Origin of the sequence: Sulfurospirillum diekertiae (assembly GCF_002309535.1) — a bacterium.
In the GTDB taxonomy this organism is placed as follows: Bacteria; Campylobacterota; Campylobacteria; order Campylobacterales; family Sulfurospirillaceae; genus Sulfurospirillum; species Sulfurospirillum diekertiae.
This window is the reverse complement of record NZ_CP023275.1, coordinates 2,122,170-2,135,908: the sequence shown is the minus strand read 5'-3', so window position 1 is coordinate 2,135,908 and position 13,739 is coordinate 2,122,170. Positions and strand designations below refer to the sequence as shown.

Here is a 13,739-nt window from a genome sequence, read left to right as displayed (position 1 = left end):
ATGCAACTTATCCCAACGCGTAATATTCTTCTTAATCAAGGAACAGTAGAGCAAAAAAGAGCGGAGATCAAAGAGTATTTTCTCAAAACCTATACGGTGTATGAGAAGCTCTTTGAATTGATGAAGGACGAGGAGAGTTATTACCTCACAGCAGATCCTTTGCGTCATCCTCTTGTTTTTTATTTTGGTCATACGGCGACCTTTTTTATCAATAAACTGGTTCTTGCCAAGCTGATTGATAAGCGCATCAATCCAACATTCGAGTCGATTTTTGCGATTGGTGTGGATGAAATGAGTTGGGACGATCTCAATCAATCTAATTATAAATGGCCACGAATACCCGAAATTAGGGCATATCGTGATGCCGTTAAAGTTAAAATTTTAGAGCTTATTGACACGTTACCTCTTACCATGCCCATTTCGTGGGAAAGTCCTTTTTGGGCAATAATGATGGGCATTGAGCATGAGCGAATTCATCTTGAAACCTCCTCGGTTCTTATTCGCCAATTACCGTTAGAAAGAGTTACTCCGAGCAATTTTTGGAAAGTCTGTCCATTGGATACCCCGATTGTGAAAAATGAATTGTTACATGTAAAAGGCACGACGCTTCGTTTAGAGAAGAAACGAGACGATGCACTGTACGGTTGGGATAATGAATACGGTTTACATGTAAAAGAGGTCAAAGACTTTAAAGCCTCCAAATACCTCGTCTCCAATGCCGAATTTTTAGCGTTTGTTGCCAATAAAGGGTATGAAACACAAAGTTTTTGGAGCGAAGAGGGCTGGAAATGGCGTACGTACAAAAATGCGACCATGCCTCTTTTTTGGCGTATTGATGCTTTAGGATACAAACTTCGTCTTATGGCGGAAGAGATTGAAATGCCATGGAGTTGGCCTGTGGAGATCAACTACCTTGAAGCCAAAGCCTTTTGCAACTGGAAAAGCCAAGTGACAGGGCAGTCTATTCGCCTTCCGAGTGAAGAGGAGTGGTACGTTCTGCATGATTTACATGTAAAGGTAGAAGAACCGTTTTGGGACAAGGCCCCTGCGAATCTTAACCTCGAGTATTTTGCCTCTTCTGTGCCTGTAGACACGTTTGCTTTTGGTGATTTTTACGATCTTATCGGCAATGTGTGGCAGTGGACTGAAACGCCGATGAATGGGTTTGATGGGTTCATGGTTCATCCACTGTACGATGATTTTTCCGTTCCGACGTTTGATGATAGGCATAACATCATCAAGGGTGGCTCGTGGATCAGTACGGGAAATGAGATTATTCGTGCATCTCGCTACGCCTTTCGCCGCCATTTTTACCAACATGCAGGTTTTCGCTATATTGAGTCCAATGAGCCAGTCGAAACACACTCCGTATTTTACGAGACAGATTTTGCCCTTTCTAAAATTTGCGATGCCCATTTTGGTCAAAAAGAGCCTAATTATTATGAAGAAATGGCACAGTTTTGTATTGGTTTAAGGGGTTCAAAAGCAAAAGCATTGGAAATTGGGTGTGGAATCGGCAGGGGAACATTTGCACTTGCACGCCATTTTGAAATGGTACATGGCATTGAATTTACCGCACGTGTTGTGAGGCTTGCAACCAATTTCAAAGAGAGTGGCAAACTCAAATACGCCTTAAAAGAAGAGGGCGAATTAGCACTGTTTATTGAAAAAAATCTCAGTGATTTTGGCATTGATCCGCGTGTCCAAAAAGTAGAATTTTGGCAAGCAGACCCGCACAATATGAAGCCTTATTTTGACGGATATGATCTTATTCTTGCCAATGATGTATTGGATACTTTGTACGATCCTGCGCTTTTTTTAGAAAAGATCAAAGAGCGTCTCAATGCTGGGGGATTTTTAGTCATTGCAAGTAGCTATGATTGGGATGAAGCCAAAACACCTCGTGCTAAATGGCTAGGAGGCTTTAAGAAAAATGGTGAAAAATACAATACATTTGATGCCCTCAATGAGCATTTATCGGTCTTTTTTACTTTACATGTAAAGCCACTGACGATGCGTTTAGAAGTGAAAGAGAGTGAACGTAAAAGTGTGATAAAAACGTTACATGTCAGTGTGTGGAAAAAGCGATAATTAAACTGTAACGAAAAATAGTGTATTATAAGAAAAAGTAAAAGGATAATTATGAATATTATTGAAGGAAAACTCTCCCTTAATGGTAAAGAAAAAGTAGCCATTATTAATAGTCGATTTAACCATATTATCACTGATCGTTTGGTTGAAGGCGCACGTGATGCATTTATTCGTCATGGTGGCGATGAGAAAAATTTAGACCTTATTTTAGTGCCAGGGGCGTATGAAATTCCTTTAGCACTCGATAAAATTTTAAGCAGTGGTAAGTATGACGCGGTCTGTTGTGTGGGTGCGATTATTCGCGGAAGCACACCGCATTTTGACTACGTTGCGGCAGAAGCAACCAAAGGTGTTGCCAATACAGCTCTGAAATATCAAAAACCCGTCACATTTGGTGTTTTAACGACCGATAACATCGAACAAGCGATTGAGAGAGCTGGAAGCAAAGCGGGAAATAAAGGCTTTGAAGCCATGACAGGTTTAATCGAACTTATTAGCCTTTACAAACACCTATAAGGAAACGCTTTGGCAACACGACATCAAGCACGAGAGAGTATTATTGGTTTATTGTATGCAGAAGATATTGGAAATTCTGGCATTGAAAAATTTATAGACGAACTTTTTGAAGAGAAAAAAATTCGAAATCAGCAAAAAGAGTTTGCCCTTGGGTTGTACCACGGTGTGAAAGAGCATTTAATCATTATTGATGAAGCGATTAACCATCATCTTAAAGAGTGGAATCTCAGTGAAATCGGAACGATCGAACGTGCTATTTTAAGACTGGGCGCGTATGAAGTTTTGTACTCTGAACTCGATAATGCCGTTATTATTAACGAAGCGATTGAACTTGCAAAAAAACTATGCAATGAAACAAGCCCTAAATTTATTAACGGTGTTTTAGATGCAATTTCAAGAGATGGAGAAACTAAATAAATGAAGTTGTGCGTTGCGCTTGATCTCCCCACTAAATCTGAAAATATTGCTCTGATTCAAAAGCTTAAAAGTGAAGATGTTTGGCTTAAAGTGGGACTTCGCTCTTTTATTCGAGATGGTGAAGCCCTTTTACATGAGATCAAAACGATCAACCCCCATTTTAAAATCTTTTTAGACCTCAAAATCCATGACATCCCCAATACGATGGCTGATGCTGCTGAGTCGATGGTTGCTCTTGGTGTGGATATGTTCAACGTGCATGCCTCCAGCGGACGCAAAGCAATGCGTACGGTGATGGAGCGTGTCAATACCTTCCCAAATCCTCCGATTGTTTTAGCCGTGACAGCACTGACAAGTTTTGATAATGCTTCCTTTGAAGCAATTTATCATACCCCTATTGCGCAAAAAGCGGTTGATTTTGCCCAAGATGCTTATGCTAGTGGCTTGAATGGTGTTGTCTCTTCTGTTTATGAGAGTTTAGACATTAAGGCACATACGGCTTCTTCTTTCTTAACGCTTACGCCAGGTATTCGTCCTTTTGGTGAGAATAGTCATGACCAAGAAAGAGTGGCTGATCTTGAGACTGCAAAACAACAACATTCAGATTTTATTGTTGTGGGAAGACCGATTTATCATAGTGATGATCCGCTAGGCGTGGTAAAGAAAATTATTGAAAATATTTAGTCATTAAGAGGTAGGAATGTTTAAAAAGATTGTACTCGGTATTGTGGTATTAGTTGCTGTTGTCATTGCTGCTTTTTTCTTTCTTATTAAAGTGATTGATTTTAATGAATATAAACCGCGATTGCACAAAGCGATTAAAGAGAGTACCGGATATGAAGTAATTATTCGTGGTGATATCACACTTACCCTTTCACCTATAGGTGTTAGTGTCTCTGATATTGAGGTCACGAACCCAACGTATCATCCTGAGACTCCTTTTGCTAAGTTGAGTAGTTTTGATGTGTCACTTGACGTATCTGCATTGCTTAAAAAAGAGATTAAAGTTACACAGCTTTCTCTCGATGGACTTGCTTTAAATATAGAAAAAATCAAAGATGGTAAGTTTAATTACGATTTACTGCCTATTTCAACACAAAAAACAGCTGATAAAAAAACTAAAGAGAATAATGCCACCGTTGAAAAAGAGAGCGATCTATCCGCTTTCATGAATGCCAAAAAAATTATCTTTAGCAACAGTACCGTCAGTTATGCAGATGTGAATGCAACGAATAAAATTGTTTTCGAACACGTTGATCTTGATATCAATGATATCAGTTATGATGCTTCCAAGCATAGTATTCAAGGGCTTTATTTTACTGCCGATACGCATATCGACAAAATTCAATATGGTAATGCTTATGCTGTGCAGGATATTTCGATGTCATTTGAGCTGAAAAATGGTATTGCGGTTAGTAGTGCTCTTAAATACACCCTTTTTGATACGCAAATTCAAGGAAATGGCAAATTCGATTTTTGTGGTAAACAACCGAAAGTTTCATTAAAGAGCAAGATTGTAGGTCTAAAATTGGCATCTCTCTCAAAAGAATTATGGGGCAAAGATCTGTTGGATGGCAGTGCCAATGGTGACTTTAAACTCTCATTCTTTGTGGGTGATGGTACGACCTTTAAAAGCACTCTCAACGGATTTGTTCAGCTTTCAGGTGAAGAGATAGCCTTGAAGGGTTATGATATAGACAAAATTGCTTTAGTGCTTGATCCTTTTCAAAAAGAGAAGTTAAATCTTAACACACTTATATCGGGTACTATTGAAGCTTTTAAAGGCGGTAATAGCGTGATTAAGGAGCTCAATACTAAAGTTGATCTTGGGTATTCTGAGATCAAACTAAGTGATGTAGCACTGAGCACAGCTTCTAATAGAATCGCAATCAAGGGTGCTATCAATACTGTTGATGAAAAATTGATTGATATTAAAGCAGCTCTTTTGGATACAAAAGGGTGTGCTGTTGTTGAACAAAAGTTTAGTGGAACGTATGCCAAACCTTCTGTAAAGCTTGATGCAACAGCTGTCGCGACACTCAAAGATGTGGTACTTTCTTTTACAACAAAATCAAAAATAACACATACGCAACCCAAGCAAAATGATGAAAATTGTACCGTTTTCTATGATGGAGTGATTAAGCAACCTGAATTGGTTTCACCCACAACGTCTCTACCTTCAGTTTCGGAATAAATTTTGCTTTTTTTAGATTAAACCATAATCTAAAAGGAGTATCCGATGCATTTTATAGAAGGTGTTAAATTGGTTGTGATGCTAAAAGATAAAATTGAAGAGGCAAAAAAAACAGATCAATCTTCTGTGCCAAAACTTCAAAAACTGCTTGAAAAACTTTTAAAATCGCAAGATGCCGCTTATATTTAATCGATAAACGGCTTAAGAAAAGCCTCTTAAGCCGTTTATTATATACTTTTGATATACTTGCACTCTACTTTTTACTTGGACAGATGGGTGAGTGGCTGAAACCACATCCCTGCTAAGGATGCGTCGGGGTAACCTGACCGAGGGTTCAAATCCCTCTCTGTCCGCCACTTTGGTTTTTTTTTCTAATTTTTTTAAAACTCCAAGAACTAGGCTGTTTACTAGCTTTTTTAATTCTCTGTCCTCTACTGTAACTGACATAGTTTATTCCTCATTTTTTTTAAAATTGACATAGTTTATTTTGTCCACAATCAATAGTATTGAAATAATAATAATTTTAAGTTAATATTTTATAAAAATTTATAAGAGAAGAGGAAGATACATGATTATAAACACTCTGATAGTTTTAGTTGGTGCATATGCTGTTCTTGGTTATTTTAGTTTGTTAGATCATATAGGGATATTTTTTCAAATTTTAATAGGTCTTATACTTACAGCAATAACCTTCTTTGTATCAAATGAGATTGATGCAGCAAATACAAAAGCAAGAAGAAAAGAACTAACTAAAAAAATTCCACTCTTTAATACATCTGATATTGGAAGAAGTTATATTGCATTAGGAATGGTTGAGGGTGCAGCACATTATCAAGATGATGCTGTTGTTAAGTGTTTAGAACAAGCCCTAGAAATGGATGCACATGCAATTGTGAATTTTCAATTAGCTACCACTACATCTGTTTATGGAAATGCTAAAAACATAGACTCACGTAATGCATATTTTTATACAGGGACAGCAGTAAAATATAAGTAATTTAAAGATAGTTCTCTATAGTGAAAATGAGGGGGCTTGGGGTCTCCCCAACATACTGCATCACCTTTAGGTGTGCTGAGTGTGCTAGACAAGAAAATTAACAAACTCACAAAATAAAAATCAAACTACTAATTAACTCATATAAATTCAAAAAGGATTAATATGAGTAATTATATTTCACTACATGCAAAATACTACAAAAATGATGATTTTAAAAAAATATTTGAACATGACTTTAGACTGTCAAATGTGACATATAAATTAAAATCATCAAGCTATCAAAATTTTAACTATGAATTTGAAAAATTTGAGAATTTAAGCAACAGAAAAGCCCAAATTTTAAAAAGAAAGAACACAAGAGAGCAAGGGAAAGAGAATACCATTGTGGAATTTGTGGCAGCTCTTGGAAGAGAACAAACAGAAAAGATTCTAGCTCAAAAAAATGGCTATGAAAAGCTACAAAATGCCCTCAAATTGACTATGACAAAAATATCAGAAAGATATGGCTTTACCAGTATTTTTTTTAGTTTTCATGGAGATGAGGGATACAAAAATGGAGATGACAATGTAAACAATTTTCATGCTCATCTTTGTTTCTACAATTACAATTTTGAAAAGGAAAAAAGTGTCTTGAGAACATTGAAAAAAAATGACTTTTCAAAGTTTCAGGATTTGGCTGCCAAATGTTTTCAAGATTGTGGATTGGACTACAAAAGAGGAGAAAAAAAAGAAATCAAGGGTAAGGAGCATCTTGAGAGAAAATACTATATTAGTGCTAAAAAATTGGTTTCTCAAGACATTAATCAATATCTAGAAAAAAGTTCTTCCTGTGCTATTGAAAACAGCATTGAAAAAGGGCTATTTTCTGAAAAGATAGATAATAAACTTTTAAAACAAAACATCAAAAAAGAGGTCTTGAAAGCCTTAAAATATGACATTATGCCCCAAACTGAAAAAGATAAAATCAAGAAATTTGATGAGCTAAAACTGCAAAATGAGACATTAAAAAAAGAAGTCAATGACTTACAAGAAATTAAAAAAGTAGCCCAAACTATGATACAAGATTTTGAAAATATTGAAGACATCAAAAAAGACCTTGAGAGGGCTGAACAAGCTAATACTTTTCTTCACAAAAAACTTGAGGAAAAAGATGAGCAAATTGAGAAATTAGAGAAAAAAATGAGTGAACAAAATACAACTATTTACAATTTGAACAATCAAATCCAAGCCCAAAAAATGAGCCAAAAAAACAAAGATAGAGAGAGATAAAATAACTAAAGAAATGATGATTATATCAAGAAATTTTTAGTTATTCCACCACATAAAGAGCCAGGGGGGAGACCCCTCCACCCCCTACCTTAAAAGGAGGAACAGTTCTTTTTTTCATAAAAAAAATACTTAAATAAAATTTAATGTATAATTGATTTCAAATTAAAAAAAGGAGAAAATATGATATTTATACTTTTGAAGTTACTTGAATTGTTTGAAGATGAGGAATTTTATAAATTCTTTGAAAACCAAAAAAAATTGGATGAACAAGAATTATTGAAAATCAAAAAAATATTGTCAAAACTTAAAACAGAACAGGATAAAGAAAAACAAAAAATAATCTTATACAATGAAATCATGGAAAATATAAAATTGAGTGATTTTGAAGAATTCAAAGCTCTAAGTGAAACAATAGAAAGAGAATCAATCAAAAATTATGATTTAACAAGATAAAAAGCTCTCTTGTCATGTTATCAATGAATTGAAGTCTCACTAATCTTTTAAAAGGTGTCATTTAAGCTATAAAAATGCACCTCTTTGCCATCCTTTTTTAAAAATCCATATATTTGTATAGATTCATAAAAATTATGCTAAAAAAGCCATTTTTTGACAAGTTGTTTTTTGGGGGCTGGGAGGGGACACCCCACCACCTCCTCGGACCCTCATCTGATATAGATTAATATATAGCAGATTCTACTATGATAAATTGTTATTTTTTTTTAAACAGTCTGTTTAGAACATTTATTACTTTGTAAACATGTTCTAAACTCAAACAATTTTTATTCTAAAAATTGTTTGTAATCCAATAAATCTTTTTATTATATATTTTAGAATCTACTGTAATAAACTATACGCTTTAGAAAATAATGCTAAACAAGTCGCATTATTTTCTAAAGCTATGTTATATAACAAAGAATAACTATTTTTTTTGTAATAAAGTTAATAACTAATTTGTAGAGCTTCATTGAGTTTACATAATTAATAATAAATACTTTTAATGACTACTATTCAATAATTCTTATTATGCTAATAACTCTATATTCATAATAAATACTAAGGTGGAAATATAAAAATAGTGATATTTTTTTATATACTTAAAATAACTACTATTCAATAATTCTTATTATGCTAATAACTCTATATTCATAATAAATACTAAGGTGGAAATATAAAAATAATAATATTTTTTATATACTCAAAATAACTATTATTCTCTTTTAAAAGATAACTATTATTTTTTATATAGAGAATCTACTGTTAAAAGGCTAGGGCTAAAAATAGCCCTAATTCTCTGCTTTTTTTGAAATCCCTATATTTGCTTGAATTTTCCAAAATAATTCCATTTAAGGGCTGATTTTAGCTTAATTTTGACCATATTTAACACTATCAACAATCTCTTTTTTCAAACTAATATCAAATTCTTTAGAGTATGTGTTTAATATTAAAGTTTTGTTACCTTTGGAATGTCCAACTAATTCTTGAGCAATTTCAATTCTATCTGGAAAGTTATTAACTATTTTATTTATAAATGTAGCTCTAAAGGTATGAATAGTTTTTTCTTTTGCAATAGTTTCTATATACCTGTTTATTCTTTTCCCTATGTTTGTACTAAAAGTTCTTACATCATCATTTTTTATATCAAAAAGAGGAAATTTAATATTTAAAAGTTCTCCATGTAATGGCACTTTTCTTATTCCACTAGCAGTTTTTGAGTCTCCAACTTGAATGTATTTAATTTTTGTTTTTGAATCTGTAAGAATCTCTTTTATAGCTAAGATTTCTTGTAATCTCATGCCTGTAAACATGGCAACTTTTAGAAAGTCTTTAAATTCTTGAGAAGCATTTTCCAACAATGAATTAATTTCTTCACCAGTGAAATTTTCTTTTTCTTTTACTTCTTCTTTGAGCATTTCTAGCTTATTTGCAAAGTTTTTTTCAATAAGTTCAAATTTTTCTGCATAATCAAGGAACATCCTCAAATATGTGATTTTGTTATTAATTGTTTTATTATTAAGTCCTTTAGCAATAAGGAAATTTTGGAAATTTTCAAAGTCTTGATATTTTAATTCATTAATATTTATATTTTGAAAATACTCCATTAAGTCTTTAAGAGCTGCTTTATACATTTTAATGCTACTAAGTCCAACTTTGCCAACTTTTTCTTTCTGTTTTAAAAACAAGTCTTCTAGTTGTTTAAATGTTAATGGCTCTTTTGTTTGTTGCACAGAAGGATTAATTTGAGAAGAGGTGATACTATCAAGCTTTTTTGATATTTCATCTAAGTCATTTTTATCAGAAATTTTTATAGATTGTTTGTTCTGTTAATTGTTTTTCTTTTAAAACATTTGCATAAGCACTATTTTTGCCTAAAGCTCTAATGCCTAATTCCATGATTTTTTCCATGGTCTCACCATCAAATTCAAGGTTTGTATTTAGTTCAGCCTTGATAACTTTTTTGTAATCTTTCCCTTTTGCCATTTTTACAAACTCCTCATTTTTTAATAGATTTAATTCATTTCTTAAAAGTTTTGCTTTTTGTAAATCTGTTGTTTTAAGACTAATCCTATGAGTTATCTTATTTATTGTTCTTCTGTAATAATACATATTTTCAACTCTGTATAGTCTTAAAGAAGTATTAGCACTTTGTTTAATGTCTTTTTTGGTAAAATTGACATAGTTTGAATTATGATAATGGGTTAAAATCCCTAAATTTAAGGGTTTGGTGGCAGTCATAGAGGGCTTTCCCTCTCTGTCCGCCACAAAGCCCCTATTTTAGGCACTTTCAAAGCACTTTTTAAAAAACTGAAAATCCCTCTACCTACCCCTAAAAATAAACCAAAATATTCGTATTGATGGTTTTAATTTGACCTTACAGGTAATTTGCATCATTTGAGTGTTTGAATGCTCTAAATACTGTGCTAATTCAACATAGAAACACTTATTGAAGAAGTAGCATGTTCATACACACCAATGTAAAGAAAAATAAAAGCTATAATTCAATTGGCACAACAACAAAATATATAGAAAAAATAAATGACTCAAAGCTAAATAATATTAATATTACATAAACAAACTAGGGGGCTAGAATGAAAAAAATACTTATCCTTGTTGGATTACTCACAAGTATGTATGCAATTCCACCATGTGATTTACCAGATCAAAAAGTATGTGCGTATTTTTATAAAGGACCATTAAGCGGAGAAATCATTATTACAAACATGTCAGCAGATACAGTTTTAATAAAACATATTAGTGTCTCATTAGATGGACAAAATAAAAGCGTAAGCGATTTACAACTAAGTGCTGGACAGAATTTTTCTATCGTAAAAGCACGATATGACGATCATGACAAAAAACCTTATTATTATATAGGCTCAATGGAATATAAAATTATCAAATAAAATACAACAAGGTGCTAAAAAGTGTTTCATGATGATGATTCATTAGATTTAATAGAAAAGTATCGAAAACAAAAATACCAAGAAAAAGCTAATGGAAAGTTTTTAACAAACAAGAATAATAAAAAATTGCCTCGTCTTTCATTGATTCCAATTATTCTTTTGATAGTGTATATTATTGTAATGAATTTAAGCGGTATTCACAAAAAACCCAATGAGGCATTTAACGATAGACTCAAAAAAGAAGAAACAACAACTACAGACCTACAAAAGACAATCCAAACACAAAAAATAGAAGAAACCTCTCAACAAGTAATGACAAAAAATATGGAAATCATTTCAAATAAACCTATCATTACACCACCCAAAATAGAACCCTCAAAACAAGAAACTACCATTAATCTTATGCCTCAACAAACTCCTCATAAACAAATACCTATTCAAAAAGTACAAGAGGAAGAAGAAATACATCCTAGTACATCAACAAGTGTAGGATATTATAGATGAATGAAAACACAATGATACAAAGCATGTTTCAATCAATCACGAACTCAAAAAGTATTGGAGAATTAATTCTTATATTTATAGTAGCAATCACCACATTATGCCTACTAAGTTACATAACAAAAATCAAAATAAGACCAATAAATACAGCAATTTATGGAATAATTTTTATCATAGTTTTTTTACTCTATCAAACACCAAACGAAGTTAAAAAAGAAAAAGTTAAACCAACAGTTATGATGAAACAAATCGAACCAAAAAAGTTTACAGTGGTTGAAAAAGAAGAAAGCAAAAATATATCAAAGAATCCAAACATCAAGATTGAGATGCACTAGCTGTGACCAAAACAAGCTCTAAAACGTACTACCAAGCTAAGCAATTTACTCTCAAAAGTAGTTCTTTATCACAAGCACAACGTGTCCTACTTTGGTTGTATTTTTCAAACCTTTTGGTAAAAGTTAAATGAATAAAAAGTAAACATCCAAATGTGACTCTTTCTCCCTTAAAAAGGCTATACTGTCTCAAAAAGGAGTGAAAGATGCTCAGCCTTAACTGTCCCGAACTTGACGTTTACCATGCAGAGTGTGATGAATTGCTCAGCACTTTTGACTACACTCATTTTACTGAATCATTTAGCGCACTTATTCACCATACCAAAGAGCATTTTGCCAATGAAGAGCGCATCATGAAAGAGCTCAATTTTCAAGGCTATTTTGAACACTTTGAAGAGCACCAAAAAATTCTTGGAGAGATGAGCCAATTCTTAGCAATGGCGATGCAGGGCAATACCTTGTTTGCAAAGAATTATATTAAAAACGGTGTTGCGGATCGTTTGGATCTTCATATTCGTAACATTGACTCACAACTCGCACTGTTTATAAAAAGTAAAAGCTAACTTGAGACTAAAGCCGATCAGCCCAATGCCCACTATTTTTTGAACAAAATTGAGGTAAGGCAAAAGTCTTAAAGCGCTTTGATTGCCAAATAGAAACGCTACAAACATATCCCATACCAGCAACATTGTGACCATCCATACCGCATAAACTATCTTTACATGTAAAACTGTTTCGGGTTTGACAATGGTAAAAAGTAGTGAGAAATAAAAGAGAATATTTTTAGGATTGAATAAAGCCGATAACAGCCCTTGAACAAAGAGTTTAAATACCATTTTGCTCTTTACATGTAAAGCGTTTTCAAGGTTTGGTTTGGGCGCAAAAAGTAGGAGACATCCAAGATAAAGTAAAAAAAGTGCTCCACCGATTTCGATAAATGAAACAATCATGGGGTACTGGCTTAAATACGTATGCCCCATGTAGGCTAAAGCGATGTAAAGCGCATTCCCACTGGCAATCCCTAGACAACTCCACCATGCTTTTTTATATCCATGCGTTAATGCGTGCTTGATAATGAGAAAAAAGTCTTGTCCCGGACTGAGAAGTGCTAAAAAATAGATAGAGGTGAGGGTGATGAATTCTACTCCAAACATATAACTCCTTTTTACATGTAAGCATAAACGAAATGCGAAAAAAGTTATTGTATAAAATTGACTTGGTACTCTTTGGGGGTGAGTGCGGTACGGCGCTTGAAAAAGCGGTGGAAGTGACTTTGGTCGACGAAGCCACAGTATTGCGCGCACAGGGCAAGTGGAGTGCCATCGTGAAGTAACTGCTTCGCATGCTCGATACGCACATCCAGCGCATAGTGTTTGGGTGTGCAACCATAGGTTTGTTTAAAGTGGCGTGTGAGAACATAGGGGTTGAGTCTAAAACGTTTGGAAAGCTCATCAAGACTGGGTGTTTCATCCAGCCGACTTTCCAAAAAGCGTGCTATGTCTTGAAGGGCAGTGTTTGTGTCTTGGCTCACTCCTTGTTTCGTATAGAGCCAAAAAAAGCTCTCTAGCCATGCTTCCAATGCCTTTACATGTAAAGGTAAAAAACCCTCTATGAGCGCCGTAATAATGCGCTCAAACTCCTCAAATAAAGCCTTATGAAATACGAGTGGTGTGGTCAGTGGCAACAGCGTTGTAGTGTCTTCAAACAGTTTGGCTTGAAGACGCGTACAAAAGTCCATATCCAAATAGACCATAATGTAACTTCGTCTTGTTTGTGCAATAGGATTGCAGGCATGTTGTGTGTGAGGCGGAATGATGGCAAGGGCGCCATGTTCGAGCAAGAACTCTCCCTCAGGTGTCTGAAAGCACGTTTTGCCTTCGAGCATAAATCCTATGGAGAGTGCAGAGTGTGCATGTGCCTCATAAGCGCGCTCACTCTGCAGTGTTTGGCGAATCTGTAAAAAAGGGGCTTGCTCGTAGCAAATCAAAATTGTTTTAGTCTCGTTCATAAAAGTATTGTAA

The 13,739-nt window shown here is 34.1% G+C and carries 17 protein-coding genes and 1 tRNA gene; 14 read left to right on the top strand and 4 right to left on the bottom strand.

What is annotated here, in order from left to right; translation table 11 throughout:
- The 10 genes from ovoA (at position 1) to SJPD1_RS10915 (ending at position 7,937) form a co-directional block, all read left to right on the top strand.
- Positions 1-2,091, top strand: coding sequence for a 5-histidylcysteine sulfoxide synthase (gene ovoA / locus SJPD1_RS10955; protein ID WP_096047203.1), 2,091 nt, complete (start codon positions 1-3; stop codon positions 2,089-2,091).
- 51 nt (positions 2,092-2,142) lie between these two features.
- The gene (gene ribH / locus SJPD1_RS10950; RefSeq protein ID WP_087439182.1) at positions 2,143-2,607 is read left to right on the top strand and encodes a 6,7-dimethyl-8-ribityllumazine synthase; all 465 of its coding nucleotides are present in this window, start codon (positions 2,143-2,145) and stop codon (positions 2,605-2,607) included.
- A gap of 9 nt (positions 2,608-2,616) precedes the next feature.
- Positions 2,617-3,024, top strand: a complete 408-nt coding sequence (gene nusB / locus SJPD1_RS10945; RefSeq protein ID WP_096047202.1) for a transcription antitermination factor NusB — start codon at positions 2,617-2,619, stop codon at positions 3,022-3,024.
- Complete coding sequence (pyrF, locus tag SJPD1_RS10940) at positions 3,025-3,708, top strand: orotidine-5'-phosphate decarboxylase (RefSeq protein WP_096047201.1); 684 nt, start codon at positions 3,025-3,027, stop codon at positions 3,706-3,708.
- A gap of 16 nt (positions 3,709-3,724) precedes the next feature.
- Positions 3,725-5,218 carry an AsmA family protein gene (locus SJPD1_RS10935; protein ID WP_096047200.1) on the top strand — a complete coding sequence of 498 codons (1,494 nt, stop codon included), beginning with the start codon at positions 3,725-3,727 and terminating at the stop codon, positions 5,216-5,218.
- Positions 5,219-5,263: 45 nt separating this feature from the next.
- Positions 5,264-5,407 (top strand): hypothetical protein, encoded by a 144-nt coding sequence (locus SJPD1_RS14550; protein ID WP_167749418.1) that lies wholly within the window; start codon positions 5,264-5,266, stop codon positions 5,405-5,407.
- A gap of 77 nt (positions 5,408-5,484) precedes the next feature.
- Positions 5,485-5,574: transfer RNA gene (locus SJPD1_RS10930), tRNA-Ser, on the top strand.
- 212 nt (positions 5,575-5,786) lie between these two features.
- Complete coding sequence (locus SJPD1_RS10925) at positions 5,787-6,215, top strand: hypothetical protein (protein WP_096047199.1); 429 nt, start codon at positions 5,787-5,789, stop codon at positions 6,213-6,215.
- A 162-nt stretch (positions 6,216-6,377) separates the two neighbouring features.
- Positions 6,378-7,484, top strand: a complete 1,107-nt coding sequence (locus tag SJPD1_RS10920; RefSeq protein WP_096047198.1) for a hypothetical protein — start codon at positions 6,378-6,380, stop codon at positions 7,482-7,484.
- 180 nt (positions 7,485-7,664) lie between these two features.
- Positions 7,665-7,937, top strand: coding sequence for a hypothetical protein (locus SJPD1_RS10915; protein ID WP_096047197.1), 273 nt, complete (start codon positions 7,665-7,667; stop codon positions 7,935-7,937).
- A gap of 908 nt (positions 7,938-8,845) precedes the next feature.
- Here SJPD1_RS10915 and SJPD1_RS10910 read toward each other — a convergent pair.
- Both SJPD1_RS10910 and SJPD1_RS10905 read right to left on the bottom strand, forming a co-directional pair.
- The gene (locus SJPD1_RS10910) at positions 8,846-9,709 is read right to left on the bottom strand and encodes a tyrosine-type recombinase/integrase (RefSeq protein ID WP_096047196.1); all 864 of its coding nucleotides are present in this window, start codon (positions 9,707-9,709) and stop codon (positions 8,846-8,848) included.
- Between the two features lie 67 nt (positions 9,710-9,776).
- Entirely contained in the window at positions 9,777-10,244 is a 468-nt protein-coding gene (locus SJPD1_RS10905) for a hypothetical protein (RefSeq protein ID WP_138070110.1), read from the bottom strand.
- 326 nt (positions 10,245-10,570) lie between these two features.
- Between SJPD1_RS10905 and SJPD1_RS10900 the strand changes: the two genes are divergently transcribed.
- The 4 genes from SJPD1_RS10900 to SJPD1_RS10885 all read left to right on the top strand — a co-directional run bounded on the left by SJPD1_RS10900 (position 10,571) and on the right by SJPD1_RS10885 (position 12,281).
- Complete coding sequence (locus tag SJPD1_RS10900) at positions 10,571-10,885, top strand: hypothetical protein (RefSeq protein WP_096047194.1); 315 nt, start codon at positions 10,571-10,573, stop codon at positions 10,883-10,885.
- A gap of 21 nt (positions 10,886-10,906) precedes the next feature.
- On the top strand, positions 10,907-11,389 hold the full coding sequence (locus SJPD1_RS10895; protein ID WP_096047193.1) for a hypothetical protein: 483 nt from the start codon (positions 10,907-10,909) through the stop codon (positions 11,387-11,389).
- Positions 11,386-11,721 (top strand): hypothetical protein, encoded by a 336-nt coding sequence (locus tag SJPD1_RS10890; RefSeq protein ID WP_096047192.1) that lies wholly within the window; start codon positions 11,386-11,388, stop codon positions 11,719-11,721. The genes SJPD1_RS10895 and SJPD1_RS10890 overlap by 4 nt, the downstream gene beginning before the upstream one ends.
- 203 nt (positions 11,722-11,924) lie before the next feature.
- On the top strand, positions 11,925-12,281 hold the full coding sequence (locus SJPD1_RS10885) for a bacteriohemerythrin (protein ID WP_096047191.1): 357 nt from the start codon (positions 11,925-11,927) through the stop codon (positions 12,279-12,281).
- Here SJPD1_RS10885 and SJPD1_RS10880 read toward each other — a convergent pair.
- On the bottom strand, positions 12,246-12,872 hold the full coding sequence (locus tag SJPD1_RS10880; RefSeq protein ID WP_096047190.1) for a LysE family translocator: 627 nt from the start codon (positions 12,870-12,872) through the stop codon (positions 12,246-12,248). The genes SJPD1_RS10885 and SJPD1_RS10880 overlap by 36 nt on opposite strands.
- 44 nt (positions 12,873-12,916) lie before the next feature.
- On the bottom strand, positions 12,917-13,726 hold the full coding sequence (locus SJPD1_RS10875; protein WP_168171357.1) for an AraC family transcriptional regulator: 810 nt from the start codon (positions 13,724-13,726) through the stop codon (positions 12,917-12,919).
- Positions 13,727-13,739: the final 13 nt, after the last annotated feature.

What these genes read in the sequence shown, in the direction of transcription:
- SJPD1_RS10925 (WP_096047199.1), top strand. Translation starts at nt 5,787, where the DNA reads ATGATTATAAACACTCTGATAGTTTTAGTTGGTGCATATGCTGTTCTT.
- SJPD1_RS10915 (WP_096047197.1), top strand. Translation starts at nt 7,665, where the DNA reads ATGATATTTATACTTTTGAAGTTACTTGAATTGTTTGAAGATGAGGAA.
- pyrF (WP_096047201.1), top strand. Translation starts at nt 3,025, where the DNA reads ATGAAGTTGTGCGTTGCGCTTGATCTCCCCACTAAATCTGAAAATATT.
- SJPD1_RS14550 (WP_167749418.1), top strand. Translation starts at nt 5,264, where the DNA reads ATGCATTTTATAGAAGGTGTTAAATTGGTTGTGATGCTAAAAGATAAA.
- SJPD1_RS10920 (WP_096047198.1), top strand. Translation starts at nt 6,378, where the DNA reads ATGAGTAATTATATTTCACTACATGCAAAATACTACAAAAATGATGAT.
- ribH (WP_087439182.1), top strand. Translation starts at nt 2,143, where the DNA reads ATGAATATTATTGAAGGAAAACTCTCCCTTAATGGTAAAGAAAAAGTA.
- SJPD1_RS10890 (WP_096047192.1), top strand. Translation starts at nt 11,386, where the DNA reads ATGAATGAAAACACAATGATACAAAGCATGTTTCAATCAATCACGAAC.
- SJPD1_RS10875 (WP_168171357.1), bottom strand. Translation starts at nt 13,726, where the DNA reads ATGAACGAGACTAAAACAATTTTGATTTGCTACGAGCAAGCCCCTTTT.
- SJPD1_RS10935 (WP_096047200.1), top strand. Translation starts at nt 3,725, where the DNA reads ATGTTTAAAAAGATTGTACTCGGTATTGTGGTATTAGTTGCTGTTGTC.
- SJPD1_RS10885 (WP_096047191.1), top strand. Translation starts at nt 11,925, where the DNA reads ATGCTCAGCCTTAACTGTCCCGAACTTGACGTTTACCATGCAGAGTGT.
- ovoA (WP_096047203.1), top strand. Translation starts at nt 1, where the DNA reads ATGCAACTTATCCCAACGCGTAATATTCTTCTTAATCAAGGAACAGTA.
- SJPD1_RS10900 (WP_096047194.1), top strand. Translation starts at nt 10,571, where the DNA reads ATGAAAAAAATACTTATCCTTGTTGGATTACTCACAAGTATGTATGCA.
- SJPD1_RS10880 (WP_096047190.1), bottom strand. Translation starts at nt 12,872, where the DNA reads ATGTTTGGAGTAGAATTCATCACCCTCACCTCTATCTATTTTTTAGCA.